We start from the raw sequence: 22,633 nt of genomic DNA on the forward strand, positions 1-22,633 counted from the left end.
GAAAACTGGCTGTCTTTCTTAGCGAGTATTCCAAGCCTGTGGCACTATAACAAGTCATGGACAGTTGATCTCAATGGGATGTGAGGACACTATGAAACGGCGGCAATTGCTTCAAAATGCCAGTGCAGCCTTCGTCAGTACGCTTGGATTGGGCATTGCTTCTCATTGGCAAGCCTACCAAGCGCAAACGGGCACCTTAAGCATCACAGCACTGGGGCATATGTGTTTCCAGTTTTCCGGTGGTGGTAAGACCATTTTGACCAACCCGTTCAGACCTTTGGGCTGTACTGAAGGTTATACAGCTCCAAATTTGGCTGGTTCAGACCTGGTATTGATTAGTAGCCGATTATTTGACGAAGGATTTATTCCTGAAGGCACAACCGTCAACTATCTAGATGAACCAGGTGCCTATGAGATCAATGGTCTCAGTGTTCAAGGTGTTGGTATGCCCCACGATCGAGAGGGGGGAGAAGATTTGGTACGAATACGGCTTGGCTATGGACTCAAGCTGGGGTCAAGGTTGTTCACCTTGGCGGGGCTGCAGCACCCATTGATTTAGAAGATAAAATTTTGATTGGTCGCCCTGATGTATTACTGCTACCAGTAGGGGGTGGCTCCAAGGCTTACAATGCCACGGAAGCGGCGGCGGCTGTGCAGAGCTTGCAGCCCAAATTGGTTATCCCGACTCAATATCGCACCAGTGCTGCCAACGACAGCTGTGAACTGCAAGGTGTCGATGAGTTCCTAGGAGCAATGGCGGGTACACCTGTTGACCGAGTTGGTAGTACGCTGACACTTCAGAGTGGTAGCTTGCCAGCCAGTGGTATGCGAATTAAGGTTCTCTCTTAACGTAGCAAAACTGCTCACATGTCCATGAATTCAGAATATCAACAGCGACGACAGGCTGTGATGGCCGCTATTGGTCAAGGTACTGCTATTTTTGGTAGTGCTCCAACAGCTGTCATGCACAACGATGTGGAACACCCATTTCGTCAGAACAGTGATTTTTTCTATCTGACGGGGTTTAATGAGCCGGATGCGATCGCAGTCCTAGCTCCCCATCACGAAGAGCATCAGTTTGTGCTGTTTGTCAGACCCAAGGATAAGGAAAAAGAAACCTGGTCCGGTTATCGCACAGGTATAGAGCTAGCCAAGCAAAAGTATGGAGCCCATGAAGCTTATCCCATTGAAGAATTAGCTGAAAAGCTACCTCAATATGTGGAAAATGCTGATCGGCTTTATTACCATTTTGGTGATGATGGTCGTTTAGACCAGCACATCCTGGCCCTATGGCGAAGACTATTAGCCAAGTACCCAAAACGTGGACGAGGCCCGGTAGCCATTGAAGATGGGCGGCTGTTAATGCAGCAGTTTCGCCGAGTCAAAAGCGCCAGCGAACTGGAACAGATGCGTAAAGCCATTGCTATTTCAGCCAAAGCCCATAATCATGCCATGGCTATTACCCAGCCTGGTCGCTATGAATATGAAATCCAGGCTGAAATGGAACATATATTTCGCTTAGAAGGGGCTCTAGGGCCGGCTTATCCATCGATTGTGGCCTCTGGTGCCAATGCCTGCATTTTGCATTACATCGAAAACGATCGCCAAATGCAGACGAACGATCTGCTGCTCATTGATGCAGGCTGCGCCTACAACTACTACAATGCCGACATTACCCGCACCTTTCCCGTGGGAGAACGCTTCACGTCTGAGCAGCGCATTCTCTATGAATTAGTCTTAGAAGCTCAGCTCAAGGCGATTGATGCCGTTCAACCAGGGCGTCCCTTTAATGACTTTCATGATGCGGCTACTCGCACAATTACCGAAGGATTAGTCGAGTTAGGTCTGCTTAAGGGCAGCGTAGACACATTAATCGAAGAGAAAAAACATAAAGCCTTCTTCATGCATGGTACCGGTCACTTTTTAGGGCTGGATGTACACGATAGTGGTACTCTACGGAATTCGGATAAAACCTGGAAACCCTTTACGCCTGGCAATGTAGTCACGGTTGAGCCAGGTATCTATATTGCTCCAGACTATGAACCTGAAGAGGGACAGCCCGATGTGGAACAGCGTTGGCGTGGTATAGGTATCCGTATTGAGGATGACGTTCTGGTCACCCAAACTGGCCATGAAATTCTGACAGCAGCTGTGCCTAAAAGCATTGCTGCAATGGAATCGCGTGCTGAGTACGCTTAGTAACTAGGGAACTGTATAAATAGTTCTTGTATTAATTTCTTTTGAGAAGGGCACTTTAACGATGAACTGGAGTTAATCTAGCTCGTCGCTGGTGGCAGGTTTCCCTAACGATTCTTGTCTGAAACTACAAAAGTCAGATGAATCAAAGAAAGGAGTATCCTGAAAACCGCACAATTTTGATGTTCGATATCTTAAACATTGCACAAATGCGGTTACTCTTGTCTTGCAATATTGATCTCGGATTTACTTGAGCCAGTTAATGGCTGTGGGATCATCACTGTTAGAAGGAACTGAAGCTGTGCATTGGAATCCTTTACTTTCTAGTAAGGCGGTAGCCTCCAGAATGTCTAGCTTGACGTCTGGCGTGATTGGTATTTTGGGGGCTGTGCTGATTGCCTTGCCAGCCGATGCTGCCAATCTTCAGTTTTGGCGTTTTGACCAGCAGCAAAATCGTCTGACATTTACAACGGACACTCGGGTCCAGCCAACAGCCAAGTTAATTTTTAATCCGACCCGTTTAGTCATTGATTTACCAGGTACTCAGGTGACGAGTGCGACTTCTCGACAGCGACTACAAGAAGGGTTGCGTGAAGTCCGCGTGGGTCAATTAGATGACCAAACAGCCCGCATTGTGATTGAAGTAGCCCCTGGTTATAGCCTTGATCCACAACAAGTGGAAGTTCGGGGCGAAACCAATCGTCGTTGGTTTGTGCAGCTGCCTGAACTAGTGGCTACCGATGATGAGGACCGCCCAAGACGCTCATCATCATCTGCTCGAGTTAATCAGTCGTCGGATCAAGCCGAGCGCGCATCTGGGCGGACAACAAACCAGGTGACAGCGGATGCTAACGCGTCAGCCCAGAGTCAAAGCACTCAGGTGCAAAGTATTGTGGCAACGGCTGATGGCTTTTTTATTCGCTTATCGGGTGATACACCGGAGGTGCGCCTTAGCCGCTCCCGGCGACGGGATCCAGAACGAAAAATCACCTTAGAACTACCCAACAGCTCTGTTTCGCCCAGATTAACGCCAGCGTCACTGCCAGACAATCGTTACAGTATTGAAAGTTGGGAGATATCTCAGAGCGACTCAACGGTGTTTATCACTATGACTCTGGGGGATGACAGCCCTGACTGGCAGACCATTACGACTGAAATTGGTAGTAGTCTCCGGGGAATTTCTGTACTTCCTGATGGGGTAGCGATTCGAGATATTCCTGATAGTGCGCCTAGTAGCACTGTTCCAGTACCCTCTACAGCGGTGACGAGACGTCCTTCAGAGCGACCTTCTAGTCCCTCTGACAGAGCTAGGGTTAACCCAACTGAGCCTTCTTCAGCTTCGAGCGATCTGCCTCGGGTACCCCAAGGGCGCATTGTTGTTGCCATTGACCCTGGGCATGGAGGACGTGATCCGGGTGCTGTCGGAATTGGCGGTCTGCAGGAGAAGCAGGTGATTTTTCCAATTTCTCAACAGGTTGCCGCTATTCTACGGGAGCAAGGGGTAGATGTGGTTATGACCCGCAATAGTGACATCGAGCTCGATCTTGACCCCCGCGTTCAGATTGCTGAACGTGCAGATGCAGACCTATTTGTCAGCATTCATGCCAATGCCATTAACCTGAGTCGGCCCGATGTTAACGGTTTAGAAACCTACTATTATTCTGGTGCAGGAGCTCGGTTTGCGCGCACAGTGCATGATGTAGTGCTGCGCATGATGGGGATGTCCGATCGGCGTGTAAGACAGGCTCGTTTCTATGTGCTACGCCGTACCTCAATGCCAGCAATCTTAATTGAAGTAGGATTTGTCACAGGTGCGGAAGATATTCACAATCTGCGTGATCCAGAGTGGCGCAGTGAGATGGCTAATGCGATCGCACGCGGAATCCTAACCCACATCCAGCGCGAATTCTAGAAAGCAAGCTAATTGCATCATTAGCTTGTTATAAAAGGTGTATCTGGAAAAAGAGTGTTGATTATTTATGTTCCGGGTGTTCAGTAGCCTCACAGGGCTCACCAAGAGTGTTAATTTTACGAATTAGCTGTTGTAGTCGACCAAAGTCACGGTGATTAAATTGGAATACCAGGCGAGACAGCTCTGCGGTTTCATCATCTTGCTCTTCTGGTAGCGCATTTGACATTTCTATTTTGCCAGCAGCAACAATATCGCTAAATGATTGATTGAGCTCCTCTAACGCTCCAGACCGCAGGCAAGAATTGAGCCTTATCACCAAATGATCACCGACATATCGGCTGGAATGAAACACTCGATAATAGTTTGTTATTTCCTGCCATGCGTCATTGATGTTATCGGTCATAACATAAAGGCTAGGATCGTCGTCACTGATCAGTCGATTGGCCATTAAGTGATCGCGTACATAGGTATCCCAACCTTGCCAATAGTTGCCACCAGGGTGATCAATCAACACAATAGGTATCGGTTCGGCTTTCCCAGTTTGGACGAGTGTTAACGACTCAAACGCCTCATCTTGAGTCCCAAAACCACCTGGAAATACTGCTAAGGCATCACATTCCCTCAAAAAAAATAGCTTGCGTGTAAAAAAATATTTGAATGTGAGCAGTTTTGGATCATTCTCCATAATTGGGTTAGAGCCCTGCTCAAACGGTAACTGAATATTCAGACCAAAGGAATGCTCGACGCCAGCTCCTTCATTACCAGCTTCCATGATGCCTGGTCCGGCACCAGTCATAATCATGAATCCCTGTTGTGCTGCTCGTTGGGCAAAGGTCTTTGCTAACTGGTAATCAGGATGCTCTGATGGAGTACGTGCTGACCCAAAAATGGCTATTTTTCGGGTATGGCGGTAAGGATAGAAACCCTGAAAACCCAGTTCCATATCCTGTAATGTATTGTTTAAAATCTTCCAATCCAGCCGATCAGCCTCTCGCCCAATCATTCTTACTAGGGTTTCTAAAATCTGTTGAATTACAGTCCCATGTTCCATGGAGGGCAACTGGGTGACAATTTCAGAAATCTTCTCTTGTAAGTGAGTGGGCAATTTTGTTGTAGAGGTCACCATAAAACACGCAGTTAGTGAAGATTCTTAAGCGTTGAATCAGAGCATCTAGCTCCCCAATTGTATAGCAATGGATTGATTCAATAGGATGCTGGTCTCTCCTAATTGCTACAGCACTCTCTATGTACCTAACGCTCCTTGTTATCTCTAGTAATTGAGTCAACTCATTGAGTCAACGCAATCGGTATTCTTGCAGTATTAGAGCGTGATTGCAGTTTAGCAGTCTGTGCCTGTTGTGCACAGACTGCTCTTTCAGTTGCTTCAGCCTCTAAAAATGAACGGCTCCAACAGAAACTGTTGAAACCGTTTATTTCTGAAAATTTGAACTTACCCGATCTATCTGCACCCTAATATCTGTCTCAGTATATTGGGTTACAGCTAAGTCATTTAGCCAATAATAAATCCATAAAACCAAATCAAACGCCTATAGATACTTCTCAAGAGTATTTGCCAAGGTGGTTTTGGGGACAGCACCCACTACCATATCAACCCGTTGCCCATCTTTAAAAATCATCAATGTTGGAATACTTCTGATACCGTACTGGCTAGCAACTTTGGGGTTATCATCCGTGTTGACCTTAACAACCTTGACCTTGCCATCGTACTGTTCAGAAATCTCATCCACAACGGGAGCAACCATCCGGCAAGGACCACACCAAGGGGCCCAAAAGTCTACAAGTACCGGTAGTTCACTTTTGAGAACTTCTTGTTCGAATGTCGAATCTGTGACTTGTGCGGCTGACATCCCTATATTCCTTGTCGACAAATATCAGATTCTTACCATAGCTGATTTTGGCTTGTGACTCATCTCAGCAGTGGAAAAATCAACCTTAAGAATACTCCTTTATGACCGCTTCCATGGACTGCAAAAGTTTTATTGCAGGTTTTTTGTGCCCAACCTGACTAGTGTCATAGGCCCTATTCAAACTTGAGTAATTATCAATAATTATCAAATTTGGTTCATATAGGAACCGCCTAAACCAAACAGGTTTAGGCGGAGTGTGGTGTGAGGAGTGAACGGAAACTTCCGTCTCCGCTTTCAGTCCTATTGTAGGTCAAGTCTCAGCTTTTGCCATCCCCTACACTTGAGGTCTGACGCGGATTATAAGTTTTGTTTTCTTGTGTCTGTAAGAAAACGTAGTGTTAGTGATGCTGGTCATCCTCAAGGCGTGATAACAATCATCATCTTGAGAAAATCATGAATAACACTCCACAATTTTTTTGAAAATCACCTTTTAATTAAAAAACATACTCAGAACATGCTGCCTTGTGATCTAAAAAGCTGATGCTCTGAATATATCTTAATATGGCCTACTTACCCATGCCCAACTGCTGAGCTTTTTGGTACACTTTCCCTTCTGTCAGCAATGAGGGAGCAATGACAACCTCTACCTGTTGCATATCCTTTAAGTCTTTAGCTCCCAGGGTTCCCATGCTGGTTTTGATGGCTCCTAGCAAATTATGGGTACCGTCATCGAGCTGGGCTGGACCCCGCAAAATCTGCTTCAGACTACCGGTTGTGCCTACTTGGATACGTGTCCCTCGGGGGAGTACTGGGCTGGGAGTTGCCATACCCCAGTGAAATCCACGACCAGGAGCTTCGGCTGCTCGGGCAAACGGTGACCCAATCATGACTGCATCGGCACCGGAAGCAATCGATTTGCAGATATCCCCCCCTGTGACTAAACCTCCATCTGCGATTACCGGTACATAACGTCCTGTTTCACGTTGATAGTCATCTCGAGCGGCTGCACAGTCGGAGACAGCGGTTGCTTGGGGAACACCCACACCTAATACACCTCGTGAGGTACAGGCTGCGCCGGGACCGATACCAACCAGAACACCTGCTGCGCCTGCTTTCATTAGCTCTAGGGTGACTTCATAGGTAACGCAGTTGCCTAAAATCACTGGCATAGGCATGTCGGCACAAAATTCTGCCAGATCTAACGGAGTGATAGATTCAGGAGAGAGATGGTTGGTAGATACTACCGTTGCTTGAATAAAGACTAGATCAGCCTCGGCTGCGGCTACTGTTGTGCCATACTTGGCTGCCCCCATTGGAGTCAGGCTAACGGCTGCGATCCCACCTTGAGTCTTGATCTCTGAAATGCGCTGCTTAATTAGCTCTGGCTGAACCGGCTGAGCATAGATTTCTTGCATGAGAGGGACAAACTCTGCTTTGCCGACAGAGACAATGCGGTCCAACACAGGGTTGGGGTCGGCGTAACGAGTTTGAATACCTTCTAAGTTTAAGACGCCGAGAGCACCAAGCTTTGACAGGTCAACTGCCATGCGGACGTCAATAACACCGTCCATCGCACTGGCAATAATCGGAACTTCACGTTCTACGTTACCAAGGGTCCAACGCGTGTCGGCTAGTTCTGGATCTAGGGTTTTCGGTCCGGGCACCAATGCGATTTCATCAATGCCATAGGCACGTCTTGCTGTTTTGCCACGACCAAGTTGAATGTTCACTGATATCTCCTTCCCAAGATCATTAGGTAAGCCTAGCAAAGAAAGAAATCGATACTCAATTGTTTGTTGGCGGGTCACTTAGGAATTTGGCTCAAGGCGTCTTTATACTGAACGAGTGATTGTCGTTTAAGGCTTGAGCATGGCAAGGTAGAGCCATTTTTCAAGATAAACTCTCATTAGAGTAAAAACACCCTACACCCTATTGGTGCTTTAACACACTAATGTTGATGGGGTAGCGAGATATTCTTCAGCAATGGGGGATGGCTAAGCCGCTTGACCTTTGGGCAAAATAGGTGTCATCTGTTCCGGAATCGGAGGTTTAATCTTAGAAACCTTTAGGCTACAGAATCAGATGCAACTTAGACTCCATTATTGATTTATTGGCAATCAACGTGAATTTATCGTCACTAAAGTTTTTTAGGAATCTGCGTGCTAATAATCGTCAGTTTGCGGTTATCGGATTGGGGCGTTTTGGGCGAGCTGTCTGTCTTACGCTCCATGGTATGGGGTATGAGGTTTTGGGGATTGATTCTGATGAAAATCGGGTTGCTCAAGTCCTAACTGATCAAATTGCAGCCCATGCTGTGCAGATGGATTCTACCCAGCCGTCCGCTTTGCAAGAGGCAGGCATTCCTGACTTTGATACGGTGATTGTTGCCATTGGTAATTACATCCAGGAGAGCATTATTACGACTCTCAATGTTAAAGAGGCAGGCGTTGCTAACGTAGTTGCCAAAGCGTCTACAGAGATTCATGGTAAGTTGCTTCAGCGAGTAGGGGCGGATCATGTTGTCTTTCCAGAGTTTGAAATGGGCTGTGAACTCGCTCGCTCGCTAACGCGTCCAGGCGTGCTCGATCGATTTGAGCTTGATCCAGATCACAGCATTGTAGAGGTGGTCGTTCCTCAAGAATTTGACGGTAAAACCATTGTGGAACTCGATCTACGAAATCACTATGGGTTAACCTTGATGGCTATCAGCAAAGCCAATGCTATGGACAAGTTTGAGATCAATCCCAGTCCAGTGACTCGATTGAGAGCTGGAACCTTGATGGTAGTGGTGGGTTCTAACAAAGGCATTGATAAGCTACCTATGTAGAGCTAGGCAAGTAGGGGTATGAAAGTCATTGGCCTGATGAGTGGTACCTCTGTCGATGGCATTGATGCAGCTTTGGTGGAGGTAACAGGTAAAGGATATGGGGTGAAGGTTGAACTATTGGCGGCTCATACTGCTGACTATTCACCGTCTCTGCGAGATCGCATCCTGGCCGTATGCGCTAATAAGCCTTTAGCGATGGCCGATATTGCTGGCATGGATGACGATATTGCGATCGCCTTTGCTAACGCTGCCAACCATTTAGGTACAGCTGAATTAATTGCTTCCCATGGCCAAACGGTTTATCATCGGCCCCCAACCGCCCAGCAGATGGGCTATAGCTGGCAAATGGGACGTGGAGAGCTAATTGCGGAGCTCACCCAAACACCTACCATCAGTAACTTTCGTGCTGCTGATATTGCAGCTGGTGGCCAGGGGGCTCCCCTGGTGCCACCGGTAGATGCTAGTCTTCTCAGTCATGCTCAGCACCATCGCTGTGTACAAAATATTGGCGGTATTGGCAACCTCACTTACCTGCCGCCTTGGGATCGAGCGGGTCCACCACCAGCAGCTATTGTTGGCTGGGATACGGGGCCTGGTAATGCCCTGATCGACTGGGCTGTGAGCCTGTTTAGCGATGGCAACCTAACCTATGATCACAACGGTGACTGGGCAGCCCAAGGGCACCCTTGTCAGCGCTTAATTGATCAGTGGCTTGCTCAGTCATTTTTTCGGCAGCCTCCTCCAAAATCGACAGGACGGGAACTATTTGGTGCTGACTATGGTCAGCGGTGTTGGCAAGAGGCTCAGGCACTTGATCTGAGTCAAGCCGATTTTCTATCGACTTTGACAGCCTTTACGGCTGCAACTATTGCTGACAGTTACCAACAGCTACCCTGTCTTCCAGATGAGGTCTTGTTGTGTGGCGGAGGTAGTCAAAATGGATATTTGCGATCGCAGCTTCAGCTTAGATTGCCTAGCGTCAACCTTATGACTACTGATGATGCTGGTATCAGCAGCAGTCATAAGGAAGCTATTGCTTTCACTGTCCTAGGATATTGGCGTTGGCATCAACATCCAGGTAATATCCTTGCTGTTACCGGTGCTCGTCAACCTTGCCTGCTTGGCAACATTTATACAGTTGGTGATAGCGTTAACAACTAACAACTGAACCACAGGGTACGGTGTGACGATAGCCATAGCTATCGTTTTCATCTCTTCCGTAAGGGTATACCTGTTAAGGTTAAGAACACATGCACTCAGAGCTTTAAGGTTTAACGTCTCAAATCCATAAACTGTTGATTGTTCGATTGCGCATTTTCATCAAACCACTAGGGAGAACACGTGAGTCACAGTTTTCTGATTGAGCCAGGACGCTGGACCCTTCAAGGGAGTTGGTTAGCCAGGGATTTACTCCCTATAACTGTCAAAGGCAAAATCCTGGTTGCTTGGAATAGCAATGATTGGTTCACAATGGTTACCAAGCTCATTTTTCCTAATGGAGAATTAGACGATATTTCCTTGCAGTATAAAGGGCGGATTGTCAGAGGCGATCGTCAATACACATTTGTATTGCAGCACAGTGTCCTTGGGCGAGTAGAAGGTGAAGGTTGGATCGCCCCTAGTTCAATTGTTCAACAATACTGGGCACTGCAGGATAGACAAATGCGTACCGGGTTTGAAACCCTCTACCGCCTAAGTCCAAAGCGATATCATTTCTCCGGAGGCATTATGGCAGGTCATCATCTGACCAGCACCATGGAAGCTGTCGTTGAACGTCATCAGAGTTAGGCTGATGAAACTATTCTTCAAGTTGCTATCAATTCGCCCTGGGAGTTTGTTTAGTCCTATGTATTGATAGATAGTCGAACTCTCAAATTGTGTTTTTAGACACCAAGGCTAATAAAATTTGGGCGTTGCTGATCCCCAGGAGGATTTAATCTGACAATGCTGATGTGGGGCAATTTTGTCAGATCGATTCATCCCTGAAATCAGCAACGGTAAAATTGGCTACTTAATTCTCTAGACTGGGAATTAAGGCTGAATGAGCTTGCTTTATAAGCTCGCACTGTCAACCTTGCAAAAATCGCAGTGGCTATATTGTTGGTTTAGAAGCGCAGCGTTCAATGACAGACAATAACTTCGGTCGTAGACTTGCCAATCGCTATGAGCTCATGGACTCCATAGGCCAAGGCTCCATGGGAAAAGTCTATTTGGCCAAAGACACGCTGCTTGGTGGTGTGCCGGTTGCTGTTAAATTTTTGGCTCAAACCCTGCTAAATGAGCAAATGACCCAGCGATTTATGCATGAGGCCATGACCTGTGCCCAGCTGGGAAATAACAGTATCCATGTCGTCAGAGTTACCGATTATGGTGTGGCTGATGATGGTGTGCCGTTCTACGTCATGGAATATCTGAAGGGCAAAAATCTGGGCCAAGTGATTCAGTCTCATCCCCTACCAGTCAAACGATTTCTCGATTTTACTAGACAAATTTGTTTAGGCCTTCAGACAGCTCATAAAGGCATTATTCTCGATGGTCAGCTTGTGCCTATTATTCATCGAGATATCAAACCTAGCAATATTCTGGTCACTCAAAGTGCCAGTGTAGGGGAGCTGGTCAAGGTTTTAGATTTTGGTATTGCGAAGTTGACGCAAGCCGGTATCAGTGAGCAAACCAGCAGCTTTTTGGGAACCTTAGCCTACGCGTCACCAGAGCAGATGGAAGGTCAAGAGCTGGATAGTCGTTCTGACATCTACAGCTTGGGTGTCATGATGTACCAGATGTTGACAGGTACGCTGCCATTATGTCCGAAGGTTAATACATTTGGAGGCTGGTATAAAGCCCACCGTTCTCAAGAACCAACACCCTTAGATGGGTTATCGCCCTATGGCACATTGCCGCAACGGCTCAAAGAAGCAGTAATGGGGTGTTTAGCCAAGGAACGGTCCCGGCGACCGACTAGCGTTAGCCATTTGCTGGCACATCTTGAAGGGGCTGTTGACAGTCCCATGTCAGCCTTTCTAAGGTCAGCGAAAGATCCCGAAGAGCTGCCACAAGAGTCTGAGGAAGAGCGGTTTTACCGGCAGCAAGTATGGCCGAAGGATAAGCCGATTGCTGAGATTGTTTTTCCAAAACTCTTGACTATGGGCGAACGCCAATTGCCTACACTGTGGGTTATGCTATCTGCGCAAGAAATAGAGCAACGCGTTAGTAACACCGGCTACAACAATTTTTTATGTACCCTTAACCCTCATCCCATGGTTCTATGGGTGACGGCGTTTCACAGTAAAGTTCAAGGGCCTCGATGGCTATCTAGCTATCTAGATCTTAAAAACCCTTACCATGGAAAAATCATTTGGCATTTAGGGGGAAACGGTAGTTATCGTGTGCTGTTTTTCGCTAAAGACTTTCCTAACCAATTTGTTGATTCTCGCCGTTTACATATTGCTCCCCCTCAGCGAAAACTCCTTAAGGAATGGGTGCTGAGGGCACGTACGACTATCTCAGTAGGTAGTTCCCAGGACAGTAAAAGTATGCTGAGAAAAGAGCTGAATACCAATCTAAAGCCTCAGATGCTCTGGTAGATCTGGCACTGTTGCTCTCTATAGAATGGGGGTGTGTTAGACAAAACGGGTATTTTAAGAACAGTTAAAACGTTCTTAAAGCTAGTGAAGTTCGAATCGGGAGGAATTCTGGTTTGTTGCGATTTAACATGCTGATTGCCCTTTAGATGGGGCAAAATCGCTACACTGCCATCACCTATTTTCTAAAATACTTTTATTGCTAAGCTACCAGTTGTGTCTCTGGGGCATTACAGCGAAAAGGGGCGGGGCAACCTAGTTTACGACGAGTAGCAACCTTGATGTCATAGGTCTTGATGCGTTGATTTGTGGCTGTAGCTGAGTGTTTTAGGTTTTTCGCTATTCTCAGCAATAGGACCAACGCTATGTATTATTTGCTTAGAAAAACAGCGTTACATGACAGACAGTAATTTCGGTCGCAGACTTGCCAATCGCTATGAGCTCATGGACTCAATAGGTCAAGGCTCCATGGGTAAAGTCTATTTGGCTGAAGATATGCTCCTCGGAGGTGTTCCTGTTGCTGTTAAATTCCTTTCTCAAACCCTGCTTAATGAGCATATGGCCCAGCGGTTTATGCGTGAGGCCATGACCTGTGCTCAGCTAGGAAACAATAGTATGCATGTCGTCAGGGTTACCGATTATGGTGTTACGGATGACGAGATTCCCTTCTACGTTATGGAATATTTGAAGGGAAAAAATTTAGGCCAGGTCATTCACCCAACTCCTTTGCCTATTCCACGTTTTCTCGACTTTATTCGCCAGATTTGTTTAGGGCTGGAGACAGCCCATAAAGGCATCGTTCTGAACGGTCAAATTATTCCTATTATTCATCGTGATATTAAACCCAGCAATATCTTGGTTACTCAAAGTGCCAGTGTGGGTGAGCTGGTCAAGATTTTGGATTTTGGTATCGCGAAATTAATTCAAGTTGATAACAGCGAGCAAACCAGCAGTTTTATGGGAACGTTGGCCTATGCATCTCCAGAGCAGATGGAGGGACAAGAGCTTGATCGGCGTTCCGACATTTATAGTCTTGGGGTAATGATGTACCAGATGCTGACAGGTACATTGCCGTTGCGCCCTCGTAATAATACGTTCGGTGGTTGGTATAAAGTCCATCTTTCCCAAGACCCCATACCGTTGGATGGGTTATCACCCTATGGTGTATTACCTAAGGTGCTAAAAGATACGATTCTCCGCTGTCTAGCGAAAGATCGGGCGCAACGGCCTAATAGCGTTAGCCATCTTTTGGATAGTCTAGCGCCTTTAGAAAATCGTTTTGGTCGCTCAATTGATCTGGGTAAGCAGATCAGGGGGACGTTGCGAGAGCTGCCGGTGGTTCCTAAATCGGACCCACCCAACGATTCGGAAGAAGATCGTTTTTGTCGACTACAGATGTGGCCCGAAACTACGCCTGTTGCCGAAATCGTTTTTCCTCAACTGCTCAACATGAGCAATCGTCAGTTGCCTACACTCTGGGCAATGCTGGCTGCGCAAGAAATTAACCAACGAATTGGTAATACGAGTTCTAATAATTTTCTGTGTGTTCGTAATCCCCATCCCATGGTTCTTTGGGTTACAGCGTTCTACAGCAAGACCCATGGAGCACGATGGTTATCTAGTTACCTAGATCTCAAAAATCCTGGTAACCAAAAGTTTGTATGGCATTTGGGTGCGGCGGGGGCCTACCGCATTCTCTTTTTCTCAAAGGAAGCGCCTAACCAGTGTCTAAACTTTCGTCGTTTACACATTGCTCTACCTCAGCAGAAACTTCTGAAAGAATGGGTCCTGATGGCCCGCACGATTGTTCCAATCGGTAGTCCTCGAGATAGTAAAAAGATCCTTAGAAAGGAGCTAAACGATAGCTTAAAACCTCGGATGCTTTTGAGTTTTGAAGCGATGCAATCTGATACTTAACTACAAAGCCACCCCTTACATTTAACTGATGCCGGGAAAATGTATGACTGGATGCCAACTAGAACGTAAGATGGCACTTGTAAAGCTTGGGACCGACCATTTTAAAATCCCTTTGGAGCTGCCTGAGCAAATTGCGATCGCAGATATATCATTTACCTCTGCTGATTTCAAGACTTCACCCTGAGGATCACCCTGACGAATCTCAGTAAATACCTCTATTCCAAACGCTTCTAAGTCTGCTTTTACCTCAGCCAGTAAAGTCTGAACCTGCTCTTCAGACTCCCTTAGTTCCACACGAATACACTCATCAATGACCCAACAAAGTGTGCACTGCTTAGGATAACCATTGGTTTTAGCTGCTGCTTGGATACGTGAGACTAGATGTTTAGCACTGTTGCTGCCATCGTAGGGAATTAATAAATGGGTAAATAGAGTTTGGCAACGCAACGCCAGCTCTTGCTCACGATAGGTAGCTACCAACTGGGGTCTTAAAATTACAAGCGGTATATTAAGTTGCTTGGTAATCCCCGTGGTTGTGCTACCAAAAAATTTTTCAGCTAAAAGCGAACGCGTGGGAGTCCCCAGAAGCAGTACATCAGTATCGTAGCAGCGCACTGCCTTCTCAATATTATTGATGACACGCCCCGAACGAACATCAACGATAACTGACTTGCCATCAGGTAGTGCAGCTTCATTAGCTGCCGCGAGCTGCAATTTGGCTTCTTCAACAGCGTCATCGTTCACTTGAGGAATTTCGCGCTCAGTTGTAATCGAAACATTATGGAAAAAAACTACTGTATCTAAGCCAGACTGAACTAAATCAGGCACAAACTTGATCAGCCGTTGGAGACTATCCTCAAAATCAGTACAGACTAGTGCACTTTTAAACATCTGGCTTCACTCTACCCTCATAGCATTGAGATTCACGCCTAATTTTCTGCTGTAGAGTCCTTATGTGCAACAGTGCTACAGTGGAAAATTAATCTTGAAAGGCTACTACCACTACTGTAATATTGTCCCGTCCACCCCGCTGTTTGGCTGCATCAACCAGAGATTCAACAGCAGTTGGGCATGAACGAATACTCTTTAAATGGGTAGCAATTAGGGGATCAGACAACTCCTCAGTTAATCCATCGCTGCATAACAATAGTCGATCACCCGCATCGACATCCAGTGACTGAATGTCGATGCGGTTTAAATCTTCTCTGCCTAAACACTGGGAAAGCACATGCCGCCAAGGATGATGCTTAGATTCATCGGGAGTCAATTCACCATCTTCGATAGCTTTAGCAACCCAAGTGTGATCGGTGGTAATTTGGTCTAGCTTAGCCCCTCGTAAGCGATAAAGACGAGAGTCACCGACGTGGGCGCACCAGGGATGGTTGTCACAATCTCGGAACATCACTGCTACGGCAGTTGTCCCCATATCTGCCCGCTCAGGATGGTGATATTGGTCTTTTAATATAGCGTCATTAGCTGCGATAAACGCTTTGCGTAGCATTACATCGGGAGCCTCTGAACTCTCCCAATGATTGTCCAGATACTGATAAATAGCTTCTGTCGCTAAACGACTGGCCTCCTGACCACCAGCATGTCCCCCCATGCCATCTGCAACCACAAAAAAACGGCCTAAATCATCCAGGTAATAAGCATCTTGATTACTAGTGCGTAGCAATCCTGGATCAGTTAAACCGGCAAAAAAGCGTTGCATAAAGCATCTAGGCATAAAGGGAGGAACTAAGGCATACGATCAGTGCGACCAAGACGCATCAAGGCGCGGACTAACGCTATTCCCGAAGCAATGGCGGGTAATATCATACCCAAAGCAACCCATGGTAATTGACTAATTAACAAAAGGGTAGCTGACAGAGTAAACGTGCCCAACAGCAGAGTGTAGTTTGTCATTAAATTGACACTACTAAGGCGACGTATAGCACGATCTGTTTCAATAGAGCGTACTCTTACCCGAATATCGCCTCGATCCAACCGGTCAAGCGAGTCCTCAATTCGCCGTGGCAAGCCAAATGCTGAACTTCCAACTTGAGCGGCTTGACGACCTATTTCGCCGATCAGTCCATTGGTAGAAGAATTAGAAACGTTAGTCATAAGCTGATTAGCAAACGGTTTTGCGGCTTCCATAAAGTTAAAGTCTGGATCTAGGCCTTTCCCGACACCTTCTAATGTGGAAAAAGCTCGCATAACGAATGTAAACGTTGCTGGAAACCGGAAGGGTTGATCGTAGGCAACCGCATACAAATCGTCGCTGATAGCAGTAATGGACTGTTCCTCAAAAGGCTTATCCATGAAGTTATCCAGAATATACTGAATCGAGCGACGCACAGGCCCCATGTCCTCAGTTTCTGTTAACGCACCTAAGTCAATTAGGGACGCCATTACCATATCGGCATTTCGCTGAGATACTCCCATAAAGGTCCGCATCAGACCATCGCGGGTAAGCGGTTGGATCTGCCCCATCATGCCAAAATCATAAAAGATTAGAGCACCATCTGGATTCACAGCAATATTGCCAGGATGAGGATCGGCATGGAAAAAACCATCATTTAGAAGCTGATGCAAGTATGCTTGAGCTCCCAATTGGGCTAGTTGTTGACGATCTAAGCCTGCAGCTTCTAGAGACTCGTAATGACTTATCTTAATGCCTGGCAAATACTCTAAGGTTAATACTCGTCGTGATGCGTAGCGCCAATAAATACGAGGGGCTTTTACCCAATCAATAGCGCGGAAATTACGCCGGAAGGTATCTGCATTGCGACCTTCGTGGAGGAAGTCGATTTCTAACCAAAGAATACGACAGCACTCTTCATAGATGCCGATCCAGTCTCGCCCTCTACCCCACTCAGGATGACTCTGAAAATAATGGGCAATGCCCTTCAAAATCGAAAGGTCTATTTGAAAGAGACGTTGCAAGCCAGGTCGTTGAACTTTAACAACGATTTCTTCACCTGAATGGAGCTGAGCCCGATGTACCTGCCCTAGGCTAGCTGCTGCTAGCGGTATTGGGTCAAAGGTTCGATATAGTTCCCCAATGGGTCTCCCCAAGTCATCCTCAATAATTGCCTTGACTTGTTCATAGCTGAAGGCTGGAACTTGATCCTGGAGTTTAGACAGCTCTTCAACGTATTCAGTGGGAAATAAATCAGAACGAGTGGAAAATAGTTGGCCTAATTTAATGAATGTTGGCCCAAGGTTTAAGAAAGTCAAGCGAATCCAACGAGCTTGGGCGCGTCTTCGAGCCGCCTGTTTTTCAGGTGATATGCCTCCGGCATAACTCCAAGACTTGTTATACAGCCAGCGTTTACCCAAGAAGGATAGAAAAAATGACCAGATATCAACAAATCGCTCTGGACGACTATAACGTCGGTTCCAGCGATAGTTTGTCTCGACTGATGTCACATTAAGCGGTTTGTCGGCAAGCTGTCTTGCTTCTAAGGCTGCATCCGCTACTTCAACTAGGGCTAGTCGGGAATTATCGCCACCATGCCCATTGAGTGAGTGCTCACTAGAACGCTCACTGGACGATGGCTGATCAGTTGTATTGGGAACTGTAGACACGCAGTCTCCTAGATGGCCAGCGGATTCTTATAACTATGAACGGAACGCGAAACTGTTAAGGAACGACGCTCCCACAGTTAGATGTGAGCATCTAACTGTGGGAGCGTCGTCTAGAAATTAAGAAGAACGATATTGCTGTAGAGCAACACGCACTTGAGCAATTTCAGCGCGCAGATTATCGATTGTTGCCTGCAGATCTTCACCTACACCATCATCAGTCTCAGAGTCCATCCCTGCTTGGGAGGATTGAGCCTGTTCAAAAACATCTTCAACAAATCGATGTAGCCATTCTCTCTGCTCAGCGTCAAAGCGGCCAACACCACTCATGCCAGTAGTAATAGCTTCCTCAACTTTTTCACCGATAGCCGTTGCTAAGGCACGTCCCAGAAAGAACGCTTGCAGCGTTGGATTGCTCATAAAAAAAATTACGGATATCTAAGCGACATTATACCCATGGTTTAAGACTACCTGAGCCCAATAACCAAACCCACCCAATATTTTCTAGAGATGGAAACTTTTCTAATCTACTGTAGTTAAGTCAATCTGACAGTAAATCAGATGACTGGATGGGTTCTTCCGGAGCGATAATAATCGGCCCATCTTCAAACTGAGATTCTGACGCGGGCTGTTTGTTAAACCAAGAAGGCGTTTCAGTTAAGGGGATTGTGTAGTCAGCTGGTGGCTCATCGATGAAGCCAGGCTCAGGGGTGAGCTCTCCTCTATTGGTTGAGACTACTGGAGGTAAGGATTCTTCTTCGAAAACTTCGTTCGTAATATCCCGTACAGCATCTTTTTCATTGAAGGTAGCTGGAATTGGGCTAGAAGCATCGTCTAGAATTACAGCTTCCTCAGCAGGAAATTCTTCATCACGGTAGATGTCTTCGCTGACGTTATAGTTTTCGACATCCGTATCGGGAGTATTGGTGTAAACCAACTGAGGGGGCGATATTGAATTTTCTTGATCAATATCAAAGGCATTACGCTCTTTAACTGAGGGTACCTGGGGGGGCCATTCTGCTAACGGAGGAAAGTTTTGTTGGGGATTAAACAGTGGTGCTGGACTCACAGCTAATACTTGAAAACGTAAGGTGCTGCCCATAGCAATACCCAGGGTACTGGCTAAAGCTGCTGTTGCAACTAAAGAGAATAATTTCTGTTTGGAAACTCTGACAGATTTTGGCCTTGAAGTCTTCACAGTGGATCTAGTTGGCGGCGGCATTATCTGCATACGAACACAAAAAGCTTCAGTAAGAAGTCGCTGAAAGTTTTGAGGATAAGAGGATGAAATAACGATGCTGTCTGATAGGCCGCAAGCTTCACTAGAACATTTGACGCTTGCCAGGTGAGTTAAGTGCGGATGGGATTTAATATTTCCTCAATTTCCAACTTTATCGATAGCAGTGGAGAAATGGCAATGGTATTAGCTAAGTAACTTTTATCCTTTATGGCTATATGAACTCGTGTTAGAGGATTTCGACCAATTTAAATTGTTTGCTACTTAACGTCTGTTTGCTACTTAACTTCAAGGGGATAGTGATGATGCAGGTAGGTTTCAGCTGAAGCTATGGAATTGATCTCTCCATCTAGGGTTGCATGGGTTAGAGCAGTCAATATTTGACGATATAGAGGGCCAGGAATGTAACCCAACTGTTTAAGGTGATGTCCATCAATGGGAGGGCAGATGTGAATCAGATGGCTGATGTAATACCAAATGTAAGTGCCAATTGATCGAGGATGGCGTACGCTAATCAGCAATAGGCTAGGCAGGTCGTGGGGGGCTAAGGTCTGATAGATAAAGCTAGGCTGGGGCTGATCAGCGTGCTGAAATTGTTCTAACAATTGATTTTCAACCTGTGCTAGCTGTTGTAATCGCTGAATTGAGCCGAGGGGTAACTGTAAGTTGGTTGCTATTTGCGATCGCACCTCCACCCTTGCCAGCAAAACCTCAAGCCTAATGAGCCAGGCTTCCACACCAATATCTTTGCCCACTTCATCGATAAATCGCTGTCGCCAACGACCGGCCCGATGCATTTGCCGCCATAGGTCTGCATCAATGGTCAAAGATGGATGCAGGCAGCTTAAAGCACCGAGCTTATCCAATAATCCTAGGGACTGAGCCCAGTAATCGGCCTGGAAAATATAGGTCAGCTCAGCTTTAAGTCGTGTTTGCAGGGCTGGCATTCGTTTCTTTGTTTGCTGTGCCTGCAGGTCCGCATAGATGCCGCTATCTACCGCATAACGGATAAAAGTTTCAGTTTGAGAGTCGAGGCCGAAGCCTAAACGCACGGCAAAACGTACAGCTCGAAAAATGCGAGTAGGGTCCTCGATAAAGCTATTGGCATGGAGTACCCGCACCTGGCGCTGCTGGATATCCAAATAGCCTCCAAAAAAGTCTAGCAGCAACCCTGGCTGAGGCGATGTCAGACGAATGGCCATGGCGTTGATGGTAAAGTCACGCCGATAGAGATCTTGGCGAATTGAGCTGGGTTCAACCTCTGGATTGGCAGCGGGATAGGGATAAAACTCGGTGCGGGCGGTGGCAATATCAATCATCAACGGAGCATGGCCAGCCCGTGTCCGCCAGATTAAAGCGGCAGTTTGAAACTCTCCATGGATCTGGAGTTCAGCATCTGGGTACTGCTGTTGTAGCTGCTGGGCCAAAACGATGCCGGCCCCTTCTACAACAGGAGATCGAAAGCTATCTACCACCAAGTCAATGTCTTTGAGGGGCACCATTTGATCGATAGGAGCCAATAATAAATCCCGTACAGCTCCACCCACCAAATAGAGATGCCACCCCTGTTCCTGGGCCGCTAGGGCAATGTGAGTTAACAACGTCCATAGCTCTTTGGACTCTAAAGCTGTGGGATAGGCTTGCAATGACGTTTGTAATCTTTCATATACATTGGTTTTGAGCGGTGTGAGGGCATCGTCATCCACCGCTTGAGGTGGGTACATCTGTCGTAAAACGTCAGTGCGGGTGACAATACCCACCAGCTCATTTCCATCCAGTACGGGCAATCTACCCACGTCATAGGTGACCATCAAGGCCTGAATCTTGCTCAGGGGGGTATAAGGCGTGATGGTCTTCAAGTTGAGGGTCATATACCCTTTTACCGGAGCATGACTAAAACCATGGTGTAGCGCTAAGTCAATGTCTCGCCGAGAAATAATTCCCTGTAGTTTCCCGATGTCGTCAGCCACACACAGACCGGCGTGGCCATAGCGCAGTAAAATGCGCTGTGCATCCGCTACCGTAGTTGTTGGTCGGATAGTCCGTACTGGCGAAGACATAACATCCTGAGCTGTGACTGATTGGGTGTGGGATTGGACAACAGCATCACAGAGTTGATGGAAAATGGTTTCAGGTTCATCGGAAGTGAGATTCGCCGATGCCGCACAGACATGACCTCCGCCACCATGGGGTTGGAGCAATGCCCGACAGTTCATGCCGGTTTGAGGGCGGGTACGGCCAATTAATGTCAGCCGAGGTTTGGCCTTAGATGTGTAAACACTCCCTAGCAGTAAACTATCCAAACCTAATAGAGCTATTAAATGACTGGCCAACCCTGAGAGCCCAGGTACAAAATTGTCTGTTTTTAGATAGATAGTGCCTATGGTGTAGCCTTCGATTTGCTGAATTTTTGTGGTGTCCAGGGCTGTGCTCAGCAAATTTTGGAGGGTGGTTGATAAACCGGGTTCCACTGCTTCAGCAATGGTTTGCTGATTTGCCCCTTGTTCCATTAACCAGGCCAGGGCATAGGCGTCTCGAGCTGTGGCCTGGGCGAATGTCAATGAACCCGTGTCGACATGGATACCGAGGGCCATGACTGTGGCTTGGGTAGAGGAAATCTGTCTGTCAGACTGTTGTAAGGCTTCCACCACAAGGGTGGTAGTGGCTCCTACCGCCTCAATATGGGTTTTGCCAGGCATATCAGGAGAAGACTCCGTATGGTGGTCATAAATTGTGATGGGTAGCTGGGTTGCGATCGCATGTTCAATCCAAGCGGCGGCGGTTCCTACCCGATGACGTTGGTGAGTGTCTACCAACGTAATTGAACGAATCATAGACGTCGTCACCGCCCGTCGTTCAATCAGGGGATACTCATCCCGATGCAGGGCTAAAAAGGATTTGACGGCTGGATGAGCCCCACCGGTCAGTACAATCCGACTGCCCGGATTCAGGCAAGCCAAGCCAACCGCTGCTCCCAACGTGTCAAAATCTGCAGTGGTATGGCAAAGAATTAAGTCCATAGGAGATCCATCAGCCCAAGCAACTGACTTGTCGATGGCAATCTGCAAATATTAGTTCAGAAAAATTAATCCCAAGGGATTCAAATAAAACGCTTTCTTTAAGTACCTAATATTTGATAGCTTACTAAGCAGAGCAATCAGTGCTCCATACTGTATCACCATCGATAGATTAAGATGCTTGCCCAGCTTTAGAGGCGAAATTCTATTCGGTTAATATGGCAGTTTTCCGACTGGGCACGGTGAATCAGATTTTTTGCTGTCTTGAGAGTGGCGCGTTATGTCTATCCTGTTTCAACTGTTTCTGTTTGTTCTGGTAGTTTGGTCTTTCGTTATGGTTATTGGGGTTCCCGTGGCCTATGCTTCACCCCAAAACTGGGATCAATCCAAGCGATTGATATTCCTTGGCTCTATTATCTGGGCAGTCCTGGTAATTGTAGTAGGTAGTCTGAATTATTTTGTGGTGTAAGCCATTATTTCGAAACCTAGTTTTGGGCACTTAAGCAGC

At 46.8% G+C, this 22,633-nt stretch carries 17 protein-coding genes and 1 pseudogene; 9 read left to right on the plus strand and 9 right to left on the minus strand.

Translation table 11 applies throughout. The features are described 5' to 3' along the window. Positions 1-91 precede the first annotated feature (91 nt). The 3 genes and pseudogenes from U2F10_RS14080 to U2F10_RS14090 all read left to right on the plus strand — a co-directional run bounded on the left by U2F10_RS14080 (position 92) and on the right by U2F10_RS14090 (position 4,108). Positions 92-849 (plus strand): annotated as a pseudogene (locus U2F10_RS14080) (MBL fold metallo-hydrolase). 24 nt (positions 850-873) lie between these two features. Beyond that, positions 874-2,199, plus strand: a complete 1,326-nt coding sequence (locus U2F10_RS14085) for an aminopeptidase P N-terminal domain-containing protein (protein WP_250565590.1) — start codon at positions 874-876, stop codon at positions 2,197-2,199. 259 nt (positions 2,200-2,458) lie between these two features. After that, positions 2,459-4,108, plus strand: coding sequence for an N-acetylmuramoyl-L-alanine amidase (locus U2F10_RS14090; protein WP_163661529.1), 1,650 nt, complete (start codon positions 2,459-2,461; stop codon positions 4,106-4,108). Positions 4,109-4,169: 61 nt separating this feature from the next. Here U2F10_RS14090 and U2F10_RS14095 read toward each other — a convergent pair whose 3' ends face one another. The 3 genes from U2F10_RS14095 to U2F10_RS14105 all read right to left on the minus strand — a co-directional run bounded on the left by U2F10_RS14095 (position 4,170) and on the right by U2F10_RS14105 (position 7,706). Next, entirely contained in the window at positions 4,170-5,234 is a 1,065-nt protein-coding gene (locus tag U2F10_RS14095) for an LOG family protein (RefSeq protein WP_499872468.1), read from the minus strand. A 421-nt stretch (positions 5,235-5,655) separates the two neighbouring features. Beyond that, positions 5,656-5,976, minus strand: a complete 321-nt coding sequence (trxA, locus tag U2F10_RS14100; RefSeq protein WP_006515803.1) for a thioredoxin — start codon at positions 5,974-5,976, stop codon at positions 5,656-5,658. Between the two features lie 566 nt (positions 5,977-6,542). Beyond that, positions 6,543-7,706 carry a GuaB3 family IMP dehydrogenase-related protein gene (locus U2F10_RS14105; protein ID WP_499872469.1) on the minus strand — a complete coding sequence of 388 codons (1,164 nt, stop codon included), beginning with the start codon at positions 7,704-7,706 and terminating at the stop codon, positions 6,543-6,545. 392 nt (positions 7,707-8,098) lie between these two features. Here U2F10_RS14105 and U2F10_RS14110 point away from each other — a divergent pair, with 392 nt between their 5' ends. The 5 genes from U2F10_RS14110 (at position 8,099) to U2F10_RS14130 (ending at position 14,301) form a co-directional block, all read left to right on the plus strand. Then, on the plus strand, positions 8,099-8,803 hold the full coding sequence (locus U2F10_RS14110) for a potassium channel family protein (protein ID WP_006515801.1): 705 nt from the start codon (positions 8,099-8,101) through the stop codon (positions 8,801-8,803). A gap of 18 nt (positions 8,804-8,821) precedes the next feature. Beyond that, a complete protein-coding gene (locus tag U2F10_RS14115; protein WP_163661525.1) occupies positions 8,822-9,964 on the plus strand; it encodes an anhydro-N-acetylmuramic acid kinase in 1,143 nt (380 codons plus the stop codon). Between the two features lie 180 nt (positions 9,965-10,144). Beyond that, complete coding sequence (locus tag U2F10_RS14120) at positions 10,145-10,591, plus strand: hypothetical protein (RefSeq protein WP_163661524.1); 447 nt, start codon at positions 10,145-10,147, stop codon at positions 10,589-10,591. A gap of 335 nt (positions 10,592-10,926) precedes the next feature. Further along, on the plus strand, positions 10,927-12,387 hold the full coding sequence (locus tag U2F10_RS14125; RefSeq protein WP_163661522.1) for a serine/threonine protein kinase: 1,461 nt from the start codon (positions 10,927-10,929) through the stop codon (positions 12,385-12,387). A 393-nt stretch (positions 12,388-12,780) separates the two neighbouring features. After that, positions 12,781-14,301 carry a serine/threonine protein kinase gene (locus tag U2F10_RS14130; RefSeq protein ID WP_163661520.1) on the plus strand — a complete coding sequence of 507 codons (1,521 nt, stop codon included), beginning with the start codon at positions 12,781-12,783 and terminating at the stop codon, positions 14,299-14,301. Positions 14,302-14,322: 21 nt separating this feature from the next. On the opposite strand, the gene U2F10_RS14135 is transcribed toward U2F10_RS14130, so the two are convergent. The 6 genes from U2F10_RS14135 to U2F10_RS14160 form a co-directional block, all read right to left on the minus strand. After that, complete coding sequence (locus tag U2F10_RS14135; protein WP_163661518.1) at positions 14,323-15,192, minus strand: universal stress protein; 870 nt, start codon at positions 15,190-15,192, stop codon at positions 14,323-14,325. Between the two features lie 88 nt (positions 15,193-15,280). Then, positions 15,281-16,012, minus strand: coding sequence for a PP2C family protein-serine/threonine phosphatase (locus U2F10_RS14140; protein ID WP_163661516.1), 732 nt, complete (start codon positions 16,010-16,012; stop codon positions 15,281-15,283). A gap of 26 nt (positions 16,013-16,038) precedes the next feature. Next, positions 16,039-17,715, minus strand: coding sequence for an ABC1 kinase family protein (locus tag U2F10_RS14145; protein ID WP_348917900.1), 1,677 nt, complete (start codon positions 17,713-17,715; stop codon positions 16,039-16,041). 276 nt (positions 17,716-17,991) lie between these two features. Continuing rightward, positions 17,992-18,291, minus strand: coding sequence for a DUF6825 family protein (locus U2F10_RS14150; protein ID WP_006515793.1), 300 nt, complete (start codon positions 18,289-18,291; stop codon positions 17,992-17,994). A gap of 121 nt (positions 18,292-18,412) precedes the next feature. Continuing rightward, positions 18,413-18,973, minus strand: a complete 561-nt coding sequence (locus tag U2F10_RS14155) for a hypothetical protein (RefSeq protein WP_250565878.1) — start codon at positions 18,971-18,973, stop codon at positions 18,413-18,415. A 413-nt stretch (positions 18,974-19,386) separates the two neighbouring features. Next, a complete protein-coding gene (locus U2F10_RS14160) occupies positions 19,387-22,128 on the minus strand; it encodes a CBS domain-containing protein (RefSeq protein ID WP_499872471.1) in 2,742 nt (913 codons plus the stop codon). Between the two features lie 277 nt (positions 22,129-22,405). Here U2F10_RS14160 and psbZ point away from each other — a divergent pair, with 277 nt between their 5' ends. Next, a complete protein-coding gene (gene psbZ, locus U2F10_RS14165) occupies positions 22,406-22,594 on the plus strand; it encodes a photosystem II reaction center protein PsbZ (protein ID WP_006515790.1) in 189 nt (62 codons plus the stop codon). Positions 22,595-22,633: the final 39 nt, after the last annotated feature.

Origin of the sequence: Leptothoe sp. EHU-05/26/07-4, assembly GCF_043421015.1 — a bacterium.
GTDB classification, from domain to species: domain Bacteria; phylum Cyanobacteriota; class Cyanobacteriia; order Phormidesmidales; family Phormidesmidaceae; genus Leptothoe; species Leptothoe turfae.